Here is an 18,598-nt window from a genome sequence, read left to right on the forward strand (position 1 = left end):
GGCCTCGTCGTGCCCGGCGTCGGCGGCCCGGGACCCGGGGCGCCGACGGGCGCGGGCCGATCAGCCTCCGCGGTGCTCCCGCACGACGGCGACGCCCCCGGCGGGGACGGTCACGCGGCCGCGGACGGCCGTCCCCGTGAGCAGCTCGGTCCCGTCGGCGGGCACGTCGACGGGCGCGTCGGCGTGGTTGATCGCGACGACGAAGCGCGCCGTGGGCCCGTCCCGCCGGACGACCTCGACCTCGTCCGGCAGCCCGGCCGGGGTCAGTCCCGCGTCGGCGTAGGCGCCGCGGAGCACGTGCGCGAGCGCGTCGACGTCCAGCCGCGTGGAGACGTACCAGCCCGTCCCGGCGCCGTGCCGGTGCCGCGTGACGGCCGCGCGGCCCGCGGCGGGACCGTCGAGGTAGGTCGCGACGACGTCGGCGCCCTCGAGCACGAGGTCGTCGGCCCAGACGTCCGCGACGAGCTCGGTGCGCTCGCCGTCGTGGTCCCACGCGAGACGGACGGTCTCGCCCTCGCGCAGGGGCAGGAACTCCTCGACGGACACGCCGAGCGTGGTGCGCAGCGGCGCGCCGTACCCGTCGGGGTGGACCGCGTCGTGCTCGTCGACGATGCCCGAGAAGTAGGACACGACGAGCGTGCCGCCCTGCGCGACGTACCGGCTGAGGTTGTCCCCGGACGCGGCCGTGAGCAGGTACGACGCGGGCGCGACGACGAGCCGGTACCCGGACAGGTCCGCGCCGGGGTGGGCGAGGTCGACCGTGAGGCCGTCGCGCCACAGCCGCTCGTAGTAGGCCCGGACGCGCTCGCGGTGGTCGAGGTCGACCGACGGCCGCCACTCGAGGTCCTGCGCCCAGAACGACTCCCAGTCCCACAGCAGCGCGACGTCGGCGCGGACCGTGGAGCCGCGCACCTCGTCGAGCCGGCCGAGGTCGGCGCCGAGCGCCCGCACCTCGCGCCACACGCGGGACGTGGTGCCGGCGTGCGGCAGCATCGCGGAGTGGAACTTCTCGGCACCGGACCGGGAGGCGCGCCACTGGAAGAAGAGGATCGCGTCGGACCCGCGGCCGAGGTGGGACAGGGCGTTGCGGGCCATCTCGCCGGGACGCTTGGCGATGTTGCGGGGCTGCCAGTTCACGGCCGACGTGGAGTGCTCCATGAGGATCCAGGGGCGGCCGCGGGCGAGCGAGCGCGTGAGGTCGGCGGCGAGTGCGAGGTCGACGTGCGCGCGCGGGTCGGCGGCGGTGAGGTAGTGGTCGTTGGAGACGACGTCGACCTCGTCGGCCCACTTCCACAGGTCGGTGGACGGGCAGTTGGTCGTCATGAAGTTGGTGGTGACGGGCACGTCGGAGTGCGCGCGGATCGCGTCACGCTCGGCGACGAAGCAGGCCCGCAGCGCGTCGTCGGTGAACCGTGCGAAGTCGAGGCGCTGCGCGGGGTTGACGACGCTCGGGGCGACGGCGGGCACGTCGACGTGCGCCCAGTCGCCGTACCGCTGGCCCCAGAACGCGGTGCCCCACGCGGCGTTGAGCGCGTCGAGGGTCCCGTAGCGGCCCTGCAGCCAGGCGCGGAAGGCGCCGGCTGAGGCGGGGGAGTAGTCCTCGGAGACGGGTGCGCCGTACTCGTTGTGGACGTGCCAGAGCGCGACGGCGGGGTGGCGGCCGTAGCGGCGCGCGAGCTGGTCGGCGATGCGCACGGCGGCCGCGCGGTAGGCGGGGTGCGACGGGCCGGCCATGCCGCGCGAGCCGAAGCCGAGCGGGGTGCCGTCACGCGTGACGACACGCGCGTCGGGGTGCGCGGCGAAGAACCAGGCGGGCGGGGACGCGGTGGGGGTACCGAGGTCGACGCGGATGCCGTTGTCGTGCAGGAGCTCGAGCAGCCGGTCGAGCCAGCCGAAGTCGAACTCGCCCTCGCGGGGCTCGAGCAGCGCCCAGGAGAAGATGCCGACGCTGACGAGGTTCACCCCCGCCTCGCGCATGAGGGTGACGTCCTCCTTCCAGACCTCCTCCGGCCACTGCTCGGGGTTGTAGTCGCCGCCGTAGGCGATGCGGTCGAGCCCGAGCGGCCAGGTGGGGCGCACGGGCTCGGAGGAAGGCTGGGAAGACATGACACTCCGTCGAGTCAGGTTCGTCTGCTGTGATCGGTCCCAGCCTGGAAGCGCCATGGGACGCCGCTGGGACCGTTCACAACGAGGAGGTAACACCAGGGCGACCCGTGTTGACAAGATTCCGCGGCCTGCCTCACTGTGAACGCGCACAGGCACGGCGCCACAGACGGCGCCTGTCCGTCGCGACGCAGCGGCGGACCCTTGACGAGGAGGTCACATGCGCCTGCACACAGGTATCCGCGTCGCGGCGGTCGTCGCCGCGACCGCGCTGCTCGCGACCGCGTGCTCCGGCACGGACGACGGCGGCTCCGGCGACGGCGGTGGCGACGGCGGGAAGGTCGAACTGACCTTCTGGACCTGGGCCCCCGGCATGGAGGAGGCGGCGGCCGTCTGGAACGAGGCCAACCCCGACATCCAGGTGACGGTCAACAAGCAGGACGGCGGCGACCCGGCCGTCACCAAGCTGCTCACGGCCATCAAGGCCGGCTCGGGTGCGCCCGACCTGTTCCAGACCGAGTACCAGAAGATCCCCACGCTGGTCTCGTCCGACGCGCTCGCCGACATCGCGGACGTGCTGCCCGAGGGCACCGCCGAGCGGTTCGCCGACGGGACCTGGCAGTCGGTCACGCTCGGCTCCGACGCCGTCTACGGCGTGCCGCAGGACTCCGGGCCGATGGAGTTCTACTACCGCGAGGACATCTTCCAGCAGTACGGCCTCGCCGTGCCGACCACGTGGGAGCAGTACGCGCAGGTCGCCGAGCAGCTGCACGCGGCCGACCCGACCAAGTACCTCGGCACGTTCTCCGCCAACGACGCCGGCTGGTTCACCGGGCTCACGCAGCAGGCCGGCGCCTCGTGGTGGGGCATCGACGGCGACGCGTGGACCGTCGACATCGAGGACGCGCCCGTCCAGAAGGTCGCCGAGTACTGGGGCGGCCTCGTCGAGAAGGGCGTCATCGACAACAAGCCGATGTACACGCCCGAGTGGAACGCCGCGCTCAACGACGGCACGCAGGTCGGCTGGATCTCCGCGATCTGGGCTCCCGGCGTGCTCGAGGGCAACGCTCCCGACACCGCCGGCACGTGGAAGATGGCGCCCATGCCCCAGTGGGAGGAGGGCGACGCCGCGACGGGCAACTGGGGCGGCTCGGCCACCTCGGTGACGTCCCAGTCGACGCACAAGGAGGAGGCCGCGAAGTTCATCGCGTGGCTCAACGCCTCCCAGGAGGGCGTCAACCTCCTCGTCTCCGAGGGTGGCCTGTACCCGGCCGACATCCCCAGCCAGGCCGAGGCCCTGTCGGCGCCCCCGGCGTTCTTCAGCAACCAGCCGGACTTCTACACGATCGCCTCGGAGATCGCCGGGTCGGTGCAGCCGTTCACGTACGGCCCCAACGTCAACGTCGCGTACTCCGCGTACAACGACGAGTTCGGCAAGGCGACCGAGGCCAAGAGCGCCGCGGCGTTCCTCGACGCCGTCACGGCGATGCAGACCGCGACGGTCGAGGACCTCGAGAGCTCGGGCTTCACCGTCAAGGAGTGAGCAGCTCCTGACGGCGCGGCCGCCCGGCACCCCTCCGCCGGGCGGCCGCCCACCCCGTCGCCACCGTCGGCCCGCGCTCGCGCCCCCGCGTCCCGGAAGGACCCCCAGTGACCACCCTCGCCTCGCCCCGGGCGGCGGACACCCGCCCCGCGCGGACGCACCGGCGTCCCCGCCGGCGCACGGCCGCGCCGTACGTGTTCCTCGCGCCCGCGCTCACGCTGTTCGCGCTGTTCCTCGCGCTGCCCATCGGGTACGCGCTCTACCTCAGCTTCCGCACGGTCGAGGTCAAGGGCCTCGGCCTCGGCGCCGGCGCCCGCACCGAGGTCTGGGCCGGGTTCGACAACTACACGCGCGCGCTCGACGACCCCGAGTTCCTCGCGTCGGTCGGCCGCGTCGGCCTGTACGGCCTGCTGCTCGTCCCCACCATGCTCGGGCTCGCGCTGCTGTTCGCGCTGCTCCTCGACGCGCGGCGCACGCGCGCCAAGGGGTTCTCGCGCGTCTCGATCTTCCTGCCCTACGCGGTCCCGGCGGTCATCGCGTCGCTCCTGTGGGGCTTCCTCTACCTGCCGCGCGTGAGCCCGTTCTACTTCCTGTTCGACAAGGTCGGCTGGGACGCGCCGCAGATCCTGTCGTCGCAGCTCGTGGTCTTCGCCATCGCGAACATCGGCCTGTGGGGCGGCGTCGGCTTCAACATGATCGTCATCTACACCGCCCTCAAGGCGATCCCGAGCGAGCTGTACGAGGCGGCGCGCCTCGACGGCGCGTCCGAGCTCGTGGTCGCGCTGCGGATCAAGGTGCCGATCGTCCTGCCGTCGCTCGTCCTGACCTTCCTGTTCTCGATGATCGCGACGCTCCAGGTGTTCGCCGAGCCCATGACGCTGCGGCCCCTGACCAACACGATCTCCACCACGTGGAGCCCGCTGATGAAGGTGTACCGCGACGCGTTCACGCGCGACGACATCTACTCGGCCGCCGCCACGTCCGTCGTGATCGCGCTCGCGACGTTCGCCCTCTCCTACCTGTTCCTGCGCGTCGTGCAGGACGGCCGCGCCTTCTCCCAGGAGTCCCGATGACGACCACGAGCCTCACGCGTCCCGTCGTGCGCGTCGCGCAGCCGCTGCGGCCGGAGCGCCGGGAGCGCCCGTCCGTGCTCGGCAGCGCCGTGCTCGTCGTCGGCGCCGTGTACTGCCTGCTGCCCGTGCTGTGGGTGCTCGTCGCGTCCTCCAAGTCGGCCAACGAGCTGTTCTCGACGTTCACGTTCCTGCCGTCGACGCACCTGCTCGACAACGTCGCGGAGCTCTCCGGCTACCGCGGGGGCCTCTACTGGCGGTGGATGCTCAACACCGCGCTGTACGCGGGCGTCGGCGGCGGGCTGTCCGTGCTCATCTCGGCGATGGCCGGGTACGCGCTGGCCAAGTACCCGTTCCGCGGCAAGAAGCTCGTCTTCAACCTCATCCTCGCGGGCGTGCTGGTGCCCGGCGTCGTGCTCGCGATCCCGCAGTACCTGCTGCTGGCCGAGATCAACCTGACCAACACCTACTGGTCGGTGCTCCTGCCCAGCCTCATCAGCCCCTACGGCATCTACCTGTGCCGCATCTACGCCGCCGCGTCCGTCCCGGACGAGCTGCTCGAGGCCGCGCGGACCGACGGCGCGAGCGAGTGGCGCACGTTCTCCCGGATCGCCGTGCCGCTCATGGGCCCCGGCCTGGTGACGGTGTTCCTGTTCCAGTTCGTCGGCATCTGGAACAACTTCATGCTGCCCTACATCATGCTCGGCAACGACCGGCTGTACCCCCTCACGGTGGGCCTCAACGGCCTGCTCAACCAGGGTGCGTCGCAGCCCGCGATGTACACCTCCGTCATCACGGGCTCGCTGCTGTCGATCATCCCGCTCGCCGCCCTCTTCCTCACGCTGCAGCGGTACTGGAAGGTCGACCTCGCCGCCGGCTCGGTCAAGGCCTGACGACGTGGTCCGCCGCATAGAGTCTGGTCCGATGGACGCGACGACCTCCGCCCCCGCGCAGCGACGACGGCCGACGATCCGCGACGTCGCCGCCGCCGCCGGCGTGTCCCGCGGCACGGTGTCCCGCGTCATCAACGGCGGGCACTGGGTCTCGCCCGAGGCGCTCGCCGCCGTGCAGGAGGCGATCCGCACCACCGGCTACTCGATGAACCAGCACGCGCGCTCGCTCGTGACCGGCCGGTCCAACTCGGTCGCGTTCCTGCTCACCGAGCCGCAGCACCTGCTGTTCGAGGACCCCACGTTCTCGATCCTGCTCCGCGGCGCCGCGCAGGCCCTCGCGGGCAGGTCGATGCCGCTGCTGCTCATGGTCGCGGGCACGCCCCAGGAGCAGAGCCAGGTCCTGTCCTACGTCGGCGCCGGGCACGTCGACGGGGTGCTGCTCATCTCGTCGCACGCAGGCAGCCCGGTGCTTGCCGAGCTCGTCCGGCAGGGCATACCGACGATCGCCTGCGGCATCCCGCTCGGCTTCGAGGGGCAGCTCGGGTACGTCGCCGCGGACGACCTGGGCGGCGGGCGGCGCATGGTGCGCCACCTGCTCGACCGGGGCCGCACCCGCATCGCGACGATCACGGGCCCGCTCGACACCCCCGGCGGCCGCATGCGCCTCGAGGGGTACCGGGCAGAGCTCGGCGACGCCTACGACGAGAGCCTCGTCGCGCACGGCGACTACACGCGCGAGGGCGGGGCCGCCGGCATGCGCGACCTGCTCGCCCGCCGCCCCGACCTCGACGCCGTGTTCGTCGCGTCGGACCTCATGGCGGCGGGAGCGATCCCGGTGCTGCGCGAGTCCGGGCGCACCGTGCCTGACGACGTGGCCGTCGGCGGGTTCGACGACTCGGGCCTCGCCGCGACGCTCGACCCGCCGCTCACGACGCTGCGCCAGCCGTTCGAGCGGATCAGCACCGAGATGGTGCGGCTGCTGCTCGAGGTCGTCGAGGGCGAGGAGCCCGCCGCGATCACCCTCCCGACGTCGCTCGTCGTGCGCGCCTCCACCTGACAGGTCCCCCTCCACGCCTCTGGGCGGCGACCGGCGTCGTCGCTACCGTGAGACGCGAGGGGGTGCGCGATGGGGACTGCGCTCGTGGTCGTTGCCGTCGGGGTGCTGCTCTGCTTCTTCGGGATCCGGTCGGTCAACCTCGCGCTCCTCGCGTCGGGGTTCGCCGTCGGGTACCTCGCCGGTGACGCGCTCGGCGAGTCGACCGGCACGGCGCTGCTCGTCGGCGGGATCACCGCCGTCCTCGTCTGGCTGGTCGTGTCGCTCGTGTTCCGCTTCGCGGCCGTGGTCGTCGGGCTCGTCGCCGGTGCGGTCATCGGCGCGAAGCTGTGGTCCGCCCTCGCCACGGACGGGACGAGCGCCGTCCTCGGTCTCGTGCTCGTCGCCGCCGTGGCCGTCGCGTCCGCGACGCTCGCCGAGAAGTACCGGCGCCGCGCGCTGCTGTGGCTCACCGTCCTGGGCGGTGCCAGCGTGATCCTCACCGGCCTCGCGCTCCTGTGGCCGTCGACGCTCGGCTTCCTGCGCCGGCCCGACGAGGGCGCCGAGCAGGTGCTGCTGCTCGTCGTCTGGCTCGCGGTCGCCGCCGCCGGGTGGGTCGTCCAGCGCCGCCTGTTCCGCAAGCAGCTCGGCCTGCCACCGCGCGAGCCGGCGACTGTCTGAGCCTCGGCTGCGGAACGTGTGACGCAGCAGACGGCACGGGCGCCGACAGCATGTCGGTAAGATGGCGACATCGTGTCGGGAACCCGGCGCGTCCGCCCTCTCGAGAGGTCCACCGTGTTCCTCGCCCTGCGCGAGCTCGCCTTCGCCCGCACCCGGTTCGGGCTCATGGGCGCCGTCGTCGCCCTCATCGCCGTCCTCATGGTCCTGCTGTCCGGCCTGTCCTCCGGTCTCGTCGTCGACGGCGTCTCCGGGCTCATGCGCAGCCCGGTCGACGCCGTCGCGTTCTCCTCCGGGACGAGGACCGACTCCGCGTTCACGCGCTCCGAGGTCACCGCCGCCGAGCGGGACGCGTGGGCCGCACGCCCCGACGTCAGCGACGCCGAGCTCCTCGGCACCGCGATCGTCAACGCGCACGACGACGACGGCACCGCGCTCGACCTGACCCTCTTCGGCGTCGAGCCCGGCGGGTTCGTCCTGCCGGCCGCCGGCGAGGGCCGCGTCCCCGGGGCCGAGGGAGAGGTCCTGCTCAGCGTGTCCGCGCAGGACGAGGGCGTCGCACTCGGCGACGTCGTGACCGTCGACCGCCTCGGCATCCCGCTCGAGGTCGTCGGCTTCACCACCGACCAGCGCACCTTCGGGCACGTCGACATCGGCTTCGTGCCCCTGCGCACCTGGCAGGAGGTCCACGCGGGCGTCGCCGTCGGCGAGACGGCGGACCCCGACGCGTACGACGTCGCGAGCGTCGTCGCCCTCCGCGGCGTCGACGGCACCCCCGACCTCGCCGCCGGCGACGCGGCCGCCGGCACGACCGCGCGCACGATCGAGGCCGCGTTCGACTCCTCCCCGGGCTACACCGCCGAGCTCATGACGATGCAGCTCATCCAGGCCTTCCTCTACGCGATCTCGGCCCTCGTCGTCGGCGCGTTCTTCACGCTCTGGACCGTGCAGCGCACCCGCGAGCTCGCCGTCTTGCGCGCCATCGGCGCCTCCACCCGGTACCTGCTCACCGACGGCGTCCTGCAGGCGGCGATCCTGCTCGCGGGGTCCGTCGCCCTCGGCGTCGCCGCCGGGCTCGGCCTCGGCGCGCTCCTGCAGGGCACCGGCATGCCGTTCGCGCTCGAGGGCGGCCCGATCGCCGCCGGGGCGGCCCTCCTGCTCGGGCTCGGGCTCGTCGGCGCCACCGTCGCGACCGCCCGCATCGCGTCCGTCGACCCCGTCACCGCACTCGGAGAGCACCGATGACCACCACCACCGAACCCCGCACCCGCACCGGGCTCGCCCTCGCGGACGTCACCCTGACCTTCGGCGACGGCGACCGCGAGGTCGCCGCGCTCGACCATGTCGACCTCGCCGTCACGCCCGGCGAGCTCGTCGCCGTCGTCGGCCCGTCCGGCGCGGGCAAGTCGAGCCTGCTCGCCGTCGCCGGCGGCCTCACGCGGCCCACCGGCGGCTCCGTGGTCGTCGACGGCACCGACCTCACGACGCTGACCACGCGCGCGCTCGCACGGTTCCGGCGCGACCACGTCGGCTTCGTCTTCCAGTCCGGCAACCTCGTCCCCGCCCTCACCGCGATCGACCAGCTCCGGCTCGTCGAGACGATCACCGGCCGCCGCGCCGCCACGCCGCCCGAGCAGCTGCTCGCCGCCGTCGGCATGACCGAGCACGCCCACCGGCGTCCCGGGCGGCTGTCCGGCGGGGAGCGGCAGCGCGTCGGGATCGCCCGCGCGCTCGTCGCGTCGCCCTCGGTGCTGCTCGTCGACGAGCCCACCGCGGCCCTCGACCGGCGCCGCAGCCACGAGGTCGTCGAGCTGCTCGCCCGGCAGACGCACGAGCACGCCGTCGCGACCGTCATGGTCACGCACGACCACGACGTCCTGGAGCACTGCGACCGGGTGCTCGAGATGGTCGACGGGCGCCTGCGGCCCGCCTGACCCCGTCCTCAGGCGGCGTCGCCGCCGGGAGCGAGCGCGTCCACGTAGGCGGCGAGCAGCGCGCGCGCCGCCTCGTGGGCCCGCTCGAGGTCGCCGGTCTGCTCGACCCGGCGCGACGCCGCGTGGACCACCGCGTTCACCAGCTCGGTCGCCGTCTCGGCATCGGCCACGCCCAGCTCCGTCAGCGCCTCGGCCACGGGCAGCAGGAGCCGCTCGTGGAACGCCCGCGACTCGCGCGCGAGGTCGTCCGACGGCGCGACCAGTGACAGCGCGCGCGCCAGGGCGTGCTCGCCGTCCGCCACGAGCTCGAGGTTGACGCGCAGGAACGCCAGGAGCCGGCCGCCCGGACCGTCCGCCGCGGCGAGGCCCGCGTCCAGGCGCCGCTGCCAGCGGGGGAACGAGTCGCTGACGAGCGCGCGGAGCAGGTCCTCGCGCGAGCGGAAGTACTCGTACACGCTCGACCGTGACAGCCCGGCGACGGCACCGACCTCCGCGAGCGTCGGCACGCGGTCCGGCTGCGCCGTGAGCAGCTCCCGGGCCGCGTCGAGCAGCGCGCGCTCCCGCGCGGCCCGGTGCTCGGCCACCGTCGGGGCGTCGATGCGAGGCACGTCCTCCCCCTCCCTGCCGCCGTTCCGTTGCCGCCGTGCGCGTGCGGCAGCAGCATGCCACCTCCGTCGCGCGCGAGGCGCCGGCCCGTGTCGTGGGCACGCGCGGTCGTGCGGCGCCGCGTCGGACCGCCCCGGTAGCGTCCCGGGCATGACTGCGCACGGACGGCTGCTGCTGCTCGACACCGCCTCGCTGTACTTCCGCGCGTTCTTCGGGGTGCCCGACTCGGTCAAGGCGCCCGACGGCACGCCCGTCAACGCCGTGCGCGGGCTGCTCGACATGATCGCCCGGCTCGTCGTCGACCGGCGCCCGACCCGGCTCGTCGCGTGCTGGGACGACGACTGGCGGCCCGCGTTCCGCGTCGAGGCGATCCCGTCGTACAAGGCGCACCGCGTCGCGGTGCCCGTGCCCGGGGGGTCCGACGTCGAGGAGGTGCCCGACCTGCTCACGCCCCAGGTGCCGGTCATCGTCGAGGTCCTGGAGGCGTTCGGGATCGCGCGCGTGGGTGCCCCCGGGTTCGAGGCGGACGACGTGATCGGCACGCTCGTCGCCCGCGAGAAGGCGCGGCCGGCGGGGGAGCGGGCCGCCGTCGACGTCGTCACGGGCGACCGGGACCTGTTCCAGCTCGTCGACGACGAGGCGCACGTGCGCGTGCTCTACACCGTGCGCGGCATCAAGGACCTCGAGGTCGTCGACCAGGCGCGGCTCGCCGAGCGCTACGCGGTCGCGTCCGGGCCCGCGTACGCCGACATGGCCGTGCTGCGCGGCGACCCGAGCGACGGGCTGCCGGGCGTCGCCGGGATCGGGGAGAAGACCGCGGCCACCCTCGTGCACCGCTACGGCTCGCTCGACGGGATCCTCGCGGCGCGCGACACGGGCGACGCGGGGCTCACCGCGACGCAGCGGCGGCGGCTCGTCGAGGCGGCCGACTACCTGGCCGTCGCGCCGCGCGTCGTCACGGTCGCGCACGACGCGCCCGTCGCGGACGTGGACGACGCGTTGCCGCGGGTCGCGGCCGACCCCGAGCGGCTCGTCGCGCTCGCCGAGCGGTGGGGGCTCGCGTCGAGCGTCAGGCGCGTCGTCGACGCGCTCGCCTCGGCCGACTGAGGTGCGGTCGGGCCGGCGACGTGCTCGCCCCGGCCGGCGCGCGCGGTCGGGCCGCTGCGGCGGGCGTCCGCCGGGCGGAGGGTCAGCCGCGCACCCACACGTTCGGCCCCGCCGAGCGCCAGCCCTCGTCGGTCGGCGCACGGTCGGCGTCGGCCGCCAGCCACACGTCGCCGCTCGCGATGCGGGCGTCGGCGACCGATGCGACGCAGCCTGCCTCCGGGACGTCGCCCGACGGCAGCGTCACGACGCACAGCTCGCCGGTGCGGCTCACGGCCGCGTAGTGCTTGCCGGACGCCGTCTCGACGAGGAACCGGGTCGACGACGGCTCGACGAGCAGCGCCCTCGCGGCGTCCGCGGGGATGCTGTCCACCGCGGTCTGCGCGTCCCCGAACGCCGCGAGCAGCGTGAGCGGCTCGACGTGCGCCGGCGCGTCGGCGGCCCGCGCGTCGCGCGCCCAGACGAACGCGACCGCGACGAGCGCGAGACCGGCGACGAGCACGAGCGCCGTCAGCAGCCCGTGCCGGGGGCGGCGTCCCTCGCCCAGCGTGCGGAAGCCCCCGAAGGCCTCGCCGAACAGGTCGGCGTCGTCGATCGTCGTCATGCGTCCTGCATCGGCGCGCACCACGCCACGGTTGAGCCCCTGCGCGGACCAGGTCGTCCGGCACGGCAGAATCGACCCTCGTGATCACGGTCAGCACCGACGGCTCGTGCCTGCGCAACCCCGGCGGGGCGATCGGCTGGGCGTGGGCGAACCACGACGGGACGTGCGCGAGCGGCGGCGGGCCGTCAGGCACCAACCAGGTCGCGGAGCTCACGGCGGTGCTCGAGGCGATCCTCGCGCACCCCGGCGACGAGCCCCTGCGGATCGAGGCCGACTCGCAGTACGCGATCAAGTGCTCGTCGGAGTGGGTGCACGGCTGGAAGCGCAAGGGGTGGCGCACCGCGAGCGGCGGTCCCGTGCAGAACCTCGCCCTCGTCCAGGCGATCGACCGCGCCATCGCGGAGCGCCCGGGGCCGGTCGCGTTCGCGTGGGTGCGCGGGCACCGCGGCGACCGGTTCAACGAGCGCGCCGACGAGCTGGCCGGCATCGCGGCGCGCGAGGCGCGCGACGGCCGGGGTGAGCACCGGTCCGACGTGCGCCGGGCTGCGACGGCACCCGCGCACGAGGTCGAACTCGCGCTCGCGCCCGTCGCCGTCACCCGGCAGCCCGTGCCGGACGCGGTCGTCGAGACGCTGTTCTGACGGCTCCGGGCGCTGCGCCGCGCGCTCCGCCGGGGGCTCAGGCCTCGGGCTGACCGCCCGCGAGCACGGCGAGCGCGGCACCGGCGGACCGGTGCACGGACGACACGAGCCAGCCCTCGGGCGCCGTGCCCCACTCCCGACGGACCGCGGCCAGGGGGAACAGCACGAGGTCGTTCGTCGGGTGGGACACGACGAGCTCCGAGCCGTCCGCGTCGCGGAACGACGCCCAGGCGAGCCCGGGGACGCGGTGCGTGAGCAGGTCGCCGAGGGCGACGCCGAACGCGTTGATGAGCGGCTCGGGGTCGGGCCGGTCCTGCGTCGCGAGCCACGTGGCGTGCACACGGTCGAAGAGGTCACCCACGGTGCGCGGCTCGACGGCACCGTCGCACAGCTCCTCGACGAGGCCCCGCTGCTGGGCGGTCCACACGAGCTCGGCGGCGTTCAGCGGCTCGACGACACCGGGCGCGGTGTCCACGCGCTCGGCGCCCGCAGGACCGTGCGGCGAGGGCACCACGGACCCGTCCGTGGGCCGGGGACTGCGTCGGAACATCGGCATACGTCAGGCATCGACGCGTCGTGCACAGGACTTGACACGCGACGGGGGCGCGTCCCCCGACCGGACGACGTGAGCCGTGCCGGTCGGGAGCGCGCCCCCGGGCGTGGAACCGCAGGTCAGGGCCCCTCGGCCCCGACCGTCAGGACCGTGTGACGGTGATCGCCTGCGCGGTCGCGGTGGGCAGGTAGCCCTTGTCGCCGCTGTACAGCGCGGTGACGTAACCCCCGACCTTGACGGCCGGAAGGGTGACGGTCGCGGTGCCGTCCTTGAGGGTGACCGTGGCGACGGTCGTCAGGTTGTGCAGCACGGTGACCTTGCCCGTGGGGACCGGGGCACCGGCCGCACCGCTCACGGTGACCGTGACGACGGGCTTCGAGCCCCGCACGACCGTCCACGACTCGGCGGACAGCGTCGCCTTCGCCGTGGCCGGCGTCACCCGGTACGAGCGCTGGGACTTCGACGGAGCGACGTCGGCGCTGCCCGGGTAGACGGCCGTGAGCTGGTGGCTCCCGACGGTCAGGTCCCGCGGCAGGGCCACGGTGGCCGTGCCGACGTTGCCCTGCACCGTGAGCTCGCCGGTGCCGAGCACCTTCGAGCCCTCGCGGATCTCGACCGTGCCCGACGGGGCGGCGGTCGCGCCCGTGACGGTGACCGTCGCGGTGACGGCTGCGCCGAACGGCCCCGAGTTGCGGGACAGGGTGAGCGCGGTCGACGAACCCGACTTCTTCAGGTTCACCGTGACGACGGCCGACGTGGAGCCCGCGTACAGCGCGCTGTCCGGCGTGAACACCGCCGTGAGCGCGTGCGAGCCGGCGCCGAGCCGGACCTTCGCGGTCGCCTTGCCGGACGCGACCGGTGCGGACGCGACCTCCTTGTCACCGTCGAGGAACGCCACGGTGCCCGTCGCGGCCGCCGGGGCGACCGTGGCGGTGAGCGTGATCTCCTGGCCGGCCTGCGACGCACCGCTCGCCGTGAGGGTCGTGGTGGTCGCGGTCGGCTCGGGGACGGTGACGTCGACGACCTGCGCGCGGGACGCGGCGTCCGCGTTCAGGTGGTGCAGGACGAGCAGCTGCCCGGACATCGCACCGGAGGACCGGTGCACGGGGATCGCCGTGGCGTCCGTGCCGAGCGAGGAGAACGCGCCCGCGATGTCGTTCTCGAACCAGAACGGCGGTGCGAACGGGTCGATCGTGAACGGCTCCGCCGAGTCGATCGACGGCGGCGTCACCGCGTAGTCGGGCGAGTACGTCCAGGCGGTGATCTCCGGCGTCGTGCCCGGGGTCACGCCGATGCCCGCCAGGTCCACCGGCGCCACGAGGACGTTGTTGTCGAACACGCCCGCCTCGACGTCGCCGAAGAAGCCGTTGACCGGCCACTGGCTGACCACGTCGCCCGACGCGAAGTCGTACGTGTTGGACAGCGTGATGTCCGTGTCCGGCAGCTTCTCGACGACCGTCTGGAACTCGGGGGTGCCGTCGGCGTCGAGGTCGATGTCGAAGACCGGCAGCCAGTTCAGCCCGAGGTCCGCCCACTCCGCGTCGGTCGCCAGGCCGAGGCCCAGGACGCCCTCCGCGGCGGGGTCGCCGCCTGCTGCCGCGACCTCGGGAGCCGTGGACGCCCACCCGACGTACCGGATGTCACCGGCCGCGACGGTGGACTCGGACGTGACGACCCCGGTCGGCGTGGCGTCACGCCGCGCGTCGGTCGCGCCCAGGACGAGCGGCGTGGTCAGCGAGTACCAGCCGCCCTCGGCGACCCCGCGGCCGTCGAGCTCGAGCGCCGCCGTGTCGGCCGCCGCGTCCGCGAACGCGACCGGCGTGGCGGTGAGGTCGGAGACGAGACGCGGTGCGGCCTGCACCGGGACCCGCAGCTCCTGGCTGCCCGAGGTGAGGACCAGGCGGCCCGCCACCTCGGACACGTACTCGCGCGGCACGCCCGCGGTCGTCGCCGACGACGTCGGGTCGAGGTCGCGCGACAGGGTCGACGGGTCCGCCGTGAGCGTCAGGGTGACGATCGCGGAACCGCCTGCCGGCAGCGTGAACGACGCGGGGGAGGCCGTGATCGTGGCCCCGCCCGTGGTGGTCGCCGTGGTGACGGACGTCGTGTACCGCGCGCTCGCGGACCCGAGGTTCTTCACGGTGACGGTCTTCTTCTGCACGACCGTCTCCGCACCGACCTCGACCACGCCGAACGCGACCGACGTCTGCTTGGGGTCCTGCGTGTTGTAGGCGACGACGTTCGTGCCGACGGCCTGCACCGCGTCGACCCGGCCGGAGCCGACGCGCCGCGGCCCGTAGACCTCGCCCGTCTGCTGCGGGCCGGTGTAGACGTCGTGCGTCGCCGTGTTCACCACGGCCGCCTTGACCTGCGTCGCGTCCCAGCTCGGGTGCGCGCCACGGACCAGCGCCGCGATGCCCGCCACGTGCGGCGAGGCCATCGACGTGCCGGACAGCGAGTGCGGCTCGTTGCCGGTGCCGGACGCCGCCGAGAAGATCAGCGTGCCGGGCGCCGCGACGTCGGGCTTGGCGTGCCCGAGCGAGCCGTGCTCACCGCGCGACGAGCCCGGGTTGAGCGCGTCGCCCGCGATGTCCGTGACGACCGCGCCCGCGAGCGACGGGCCGATGTGCACCGTGAGCGTGCCGGCGGTGATCTCCGGCATCAGCAGGTCGGTCGCGGTCGCCGTGAGCTGCGCGCCCGGGATGTTCGCGTTGCCGGCGATGCCGGCGGGGAACACCGTCTCCTCGGTCGGGAGCAGCACGCCGACGGCACCGGCCGCCTGCGCGTTGTTGAACCGGGCGGCGGAGCCGCAGCGTCGGGTCGCGTCGTCGTCGTCCCACCACAGGTAGGCGATCTTTCCGGCGACGGCCGCGGCCTGCGCGGGCGTGAACGCCGTGCAGCCGTCGAACGTGGCGCCGACGAAGCCGACGGGGGCCGTGACGTCCGGGCCGCCGTAGGCGACGGAGTTCTGCCCGGGGTGGATGCCGATCAGGGCCGGGTTCGCCGCGGCCGTGACCTCGATGCCGTCGTACGTCTGCGGGGCGCCGACGGAGTTCGCGACGGTCAGTGCACCCGCGGCGTTGCCGGGGGAGCCGCCGATGTCGGTGAGGTCGCCCGCGTTGCCCGCGGAGTTGACCACGACGGTGCCGAGCGCGACGAGCGCGTCGACGATGAGCGTGTCGGGGTCGTCGGCGGGGGCGCCGTCGGAGCCGAGCGACAGGTTGACGATGTCGAGCCGGTCGCCCAGGTCGCCGTCCCCGTTCGGGTCGGCCGCGCGGTCGAGCGCGAGCGACGTCAGCTCCGTCGAGCCGCCGATGTCGCCGAAGACCTTGAACGCGTAGAGCCCGGCGCCCGGTGCGGTGCCCGGCCCGACCATCCAGTCGGAGACGTCGGTCAGCTCGCTGTAGTCGCCCTCGAACGTCGTGCCGTCGGGCGTGACGCCGTAGCCGGCGGCGGTGCCGGCGACGTGCGTGCCGTGCCCGGAGTTGTCGGACAGGTAGAGCGAGTCGATCGGGTTCTCGTCCGGCGCGGGCACGGGCGTCGAGCCCGGCAGCGGGTCGGTGCTGGGGTCGTACAGCGGTCCGGCGAAGTCGTAGCCGCCGAGGTACTTCGCGGGGTCGAACAGGCCCGCGGGGACGGGCTGGGAGCCGTCCTCGCCGTAGGCCGCCTCGTACGCCTCGACCGTGCCCGGGCCGCCGAAGTCGGCGTGCGTGTAGTCGAGGCCCGTGTCGATGACGCCGATGCGCACGCCCTCACCGGTCTCGCCGGTGTCCTGCCACGTCTCGAGCGCCCGGGTGAACGCGACCTGGTTGGCGTTGTCGGCCGTCTTGCGCGCGACCCGGTAGATCGCGACGACGTCGGGGCTCTCGGCGAGCTCGCGCACCTCCGCGGCGTCGCCCGTGACGAGCGTGCCGGCGACGAGGTTCGTCAGGGTCGCGATGCGCTGCGGCTCGGCGCTCTTCGCGGCGCGGGCCGTCTGCTCCTGCGGGACGACCTCCTCGGCGATCTCCTCGGTCTGCGCGGCCTGCGCGCGCACCGCGGCCGGGGAGCCGCCGTCCGCGACGACATCGGCGGCGGACTTGGCGTCGAGCTGGACGAACGCGGTGACCCGCCCGGTGGCGGACTGCAGGTCACGGCTGACGCGCGCCGCGGCGCGCGGGTCGATCAGGGCCGGGTCGCCCGCCGCGGGCGTGTCCGGCGGCGGGGCCGCCACCGCGGCCTGCGCGCCGAGGACGGCGGTGCCGAGGGTGACGGACAAGGCGGTGATCGCGGCTAGCAACGGACGACGTGACATGGACACATCCCTGGCTTCGATGGGACCGAGGCACCCGTCCGCGTCGCGCCTCCTGCGCCGAGGACCACCGGGTGCCTCGTGCACGTTACTGACCAGTCACGAGATTCGTCACCCCTGTGCAGGGATGTCTCTTACGCCGGTCTTCCCCGGGGCGGGGCCGTCCCGCTCAGCGCAGCGGCACGAACGTGTACGACCCGTGCGTGCTGACCCGCACGTGCCCGCCCTCGCGCTCCACGAGGAGCATCGTCGAGCGCACCGGGATGACCATGCGCCCGCCCTCGGCGACCTGCTCGACCAGCGCGGGCGGCAGCTCGCGCGGCGCCGCCGAGACCAGCACGCGGTCCCAGCCGCCGGGGACGGCCCGCCCGAGCACGCCGGGCTCGGCCTGCTCGACGCGCGCCCACGGCATGTCCCACGCGGCGACGTTGCCCGCACCCCAGGCCGCGAGCTGCGGGTCGAGCTCGAGCCCCAGGACGCGGCCGGTCGGGCCCACGAGCCGGCCGAGCAGCGCCGTGGTCCACCCCGAGCCGCTGCCGACGTCGAGGACACGGGCACCCACGGGCACCTGGAGGAGCCGCAGCATCGCGGCGACGGTGCTCGGCTGCGAGCTGGTCTGGCCGTGCCACAGCGGGAGCGGGTGGTCCTCGGCCGCGCGGCCGCGCTGGTCGGGGGGCAGGAAGTGCTCGCGCGCGAGCGCGCGCATCGCGTCGGCGACGTCGTCCGCGCGTCCGGGGTCCGGTGCGGCACCCACCGTGCGAGCGTACGGCGGCCGCGGCGGGCGGGCCGCTCGGGCGGTCAGACGGTGGGGTACCCGTGCGCGACGGTGGCGACCGCGGGGACGGAGCCGGTGACGGCCGCGACGGAGCCGGTGACCGCGGCGACGGCCGCGACCGCGGGGAGGGAGCCGGTGACGGTGGCGACCGCGGGGACGGAGCCGGTGACGGCGGCGACGGCGGGGAGGGAGCCGGTGACGGCGGCGACGGCGGGGAGGGAGCCGGTGACGGTCGCGACGACGGGGATGCTGCCGGTGGCGACGTCGACCACCGGCAGCGGCCCGGTGCGCGCGATGTCGGCCGACGCCGTCGCAGGGGCGAAGGCGCGCTTGCGACCCGGGCGTCCGGGCGTGCGCCGCTCCTCGATGCCCTCGAGCGTGCTGGCGCGCCACACGGCGCCGCCGTTGAGGCGGCCGTCGGGCTGCGGGAGCCACGGCACCTTGCGGGACAGCCACACCCGGATGGTCGAGTGCTCGACGCCCAGACGCGCGGCCAGGCGGCCGATGTCGTAGAGGTCGTCGAGGCCGCGCGGGGCGGGCGGCGTGGGGCGGTCGGCGGGCACGGCGGAAGCCTAGCGGGCGCGCAAGGGCCCTCTCTGTCGCGCTTGCGTGACGAATGCCACACCGACCGAGATCGCCCGCCGCGCGGCACCACATATGTCCGAAATGCGCAAAACACAAGCCTCTGACCTGCAGGAACGCGCTTGCCATCCGGGCGCCTGTGAATTCTGTGACGCGAGTGTGACGGGATCCGCACATGATCTGCGCCT

General features: G+C 74.3%; 16 protein-coding genes. 9 read left to right on the forward strand and 7 right to left on the reverse strand.

The genetic code is table 11. The features are described 5' to 3' along the window. Positions 1-60: 60 nt before the first annotated feature. A complete protein-coding gene (locus tag CELF_RS19350; RefSeq protein WP_013769695.1) occupies positions 61-2,106 on the reverse strand; it encodes a beta-galactosidase in 2,046 nt (681 codons plus the stop codon). A gap of 217 nt (positions 2,107-2,323) precedes the next feature. On the opposite strand from CELF_RS19350, the gene CELF_RS02625 reads away from it, so the two are divergent. From CELF_RS02625 to CELF_RS02655, 7 genes are all read left to right on the forward strand, one after another. After that, entirely contained in the window at positions 2,324-3,646 is a 1,323-nt protein-coding gene (locus CELF_RS02625) for an ABC transporter substrate-binding protein (RefSeq protein WP_013769696.1), read from the forward strand. A 107-nt stretch (positions 3,647-3,753) separates the two neighbouring features. Continuing rightward, positions 3,754-4,719 carry a carbohydrate ABC transporter permease gene (locus CELF_RS02630; RefSeq protein ID WP_013769697.1) on the forward strand — a complete coding sequence of 322 codons (966 nt, stop codon included), beginning with the start codon at positions 3,754-3,756 and terminating at the stop codon, positions 4,717-4,719. After that, positions 4,716-5,609: a carbohydrate ABC transporter permease gene (locus tag CELF_RS02635; RefSeq protein ID WP_013769698.1), complete on the forward strand. Its 894-nt coding sequence runs from the start codon at positions 4,716-4,718 to the stop codon at positions 5,607-5,609. The genes CELF_RS02630 and CELF_RS02635 overlap by 4 nt, the downstream gene beginning before the upstream one ends. A gap of 31 nt (positions 5,610-5,640) precedes the next feature. Next, entirely contained in the window at positions 5,641-6,666 is a 1,026-nt protein-coding gene (locus CELF_RS02640; RefSeq protein ID WP_013769699.1) for a LacI family DNA-binding transcriptional regulator, read from the forward strand. Between the two features lie 69 nt (positions 6,667-6,735). Then, positions 6,736-7,323, forward strand: coding sequence for a hypothetical protein (locus CELF_RS02645; protein WP_013769700.1), 588 nt, complete (start codon positions 6,736-6,738; stop codon positions 7,321-7,323). A 114-nt stretch (positions 7,324-7,437) separates the two neighbouring features. Then, entirely contained in the window at positions 7,438-8,565 is a 1,128-nt protein-coding gene (locus CELF_RS02650; protein WP_013769701.1) for an FtsX-like permease family protein, read from the forward strand. Further along, positions 8,562-9,254, forward strand: coding sequence for an ABC transporter ATP-binding protein (locus CELF_RS02655; protein WP_013769702.1), 693 nt, complete (start codon positions 8,562-8,564; stop codon positions 9,252-9,254). The genes CELF_RS02650 and CELF_RS02655 overlap by 4 nt, the downstream gene beginning before the upstream one ends. 8 nt (positions 9,255-9,262) lie before the next feature. On the opposite strand, the gene CELF_RS02660 is transcribed toward CELF_RS02655, so the two are convergent. Continuing rightward, a complete protein-coding gene (locus CELF_RS02660; RefSeq protein WP_013769703.1) occupies positions 9,263-9,862 on the reverse strand; it encodes a TetR/AcrR family transcriptional regulator in 600 nt (199 codons plus the stop codon). Positions 9,863-10,010: 148 nt separating this feature from the next. Here CELF_RS02660 and CELF_RS02665 point away from each other — a divergent pair, with 148 nt between their 5' ends. Beyond that, entirely contained in the window at positions 10,011-10,967 is a 957-nt protein-coding gene (locus tag CELF_RS02665; RefSeq protein WP_013769704.1) for a 5'-3' exonuclease, read from the forward strand. Between the two features lie 82 nt (positions 10,968-11,049). Here CELF_RS02665 and CELF_RS02670 read toward each other — a convergent pair whose 3' ends face one another. Beyond that, on the reverse strand, positions 11,050-11,568 hold the full coding sequence (locus CELF_RS02670; protein ID WP_013769705.1) for a hypothetical protein: 519 nt from the start codon (positions 11,566-11,568) through the stop codon (positions 11,050-11,052). Positions 11,569-11,648: 80 nt separating this feature from the next. Here CELF_RS02670 and CELF_RS02675 point away from each other — a divergent pair, with 80 nt between their 5' ends. Beyond that, complete coding sequence (locus CELF_RS02675) at positions 11,649-12,209, forward strand: ribonuclease H family protein (protein ID WP_013769706.1); 561 nt, start codon at positions 11,649-11,651, stop codon at positions 12,207-12,209. Positions 12,210-12,246: 37 nt separating this feature from the next. Here the strand turns inward: CELF_RS02675 and CELF_RS02680 are convergent, their stop codons facing one another. The 4 genes from CELF_RS02680 to CELF_RS21095 form a co-directional block, all read right to left on the reverse strand. Then, entirely contained in the window at positions 12,247-12,723 is a 477-nt protein-coding gene (locus CELF_RS02680) for a DUF3806 domain-containing protein (protein WP_013769707.1), read from the reverse strand. 181 nt (positions 12,724-12,904) lie between these two features. After that, entirely contained in the window at positions 12,905-17,020 is a 4,116-nt protein-coding gene (locus CELF_RS02685; RefSeq protein WP_232014295.1) for a S8 family serine peptidase, read from the reverse strand. Between the two features lie 202 nt (positions 17,021-17,222). Beyond that, a complete protein-coding gene (locus tag CELF_RS21090) occupies positions 17,223-17,807 on the reverse strand; it encodes a protein-L-isoaspartate O-methyltransferase family protein (protein WP_013769709.1) in 585 nt (194 codons plus the stop codon). 44 nt (positions 17,808-17,851) lie between these two features. Next, positions 17,852-18,391 carry a hypothetical protein gene (locus CELF_RS21095; protein WP_013769710.1) on the reverse strand — a complete coding sequence of 180 codons (540 nt, stop codon included), beginning with the start codon at positions 18,389-18,391 and terminating at the stop codon, positions 17,852-17,854. Between the last annotated feature and the right edge of the window lie 207 nt (positions 18,392-18,598).

The organism is Cellulomonas fimi ATCC 484, from assembly GCF_000212695.1.
GTDB classification, from domain to species: domain Bacteria; phylum Actinomycetota; class Actinomycetes; order Actinomycetales; family Cellulomonadaceae; genus Cellulomonas; species Cellulomonas fimi.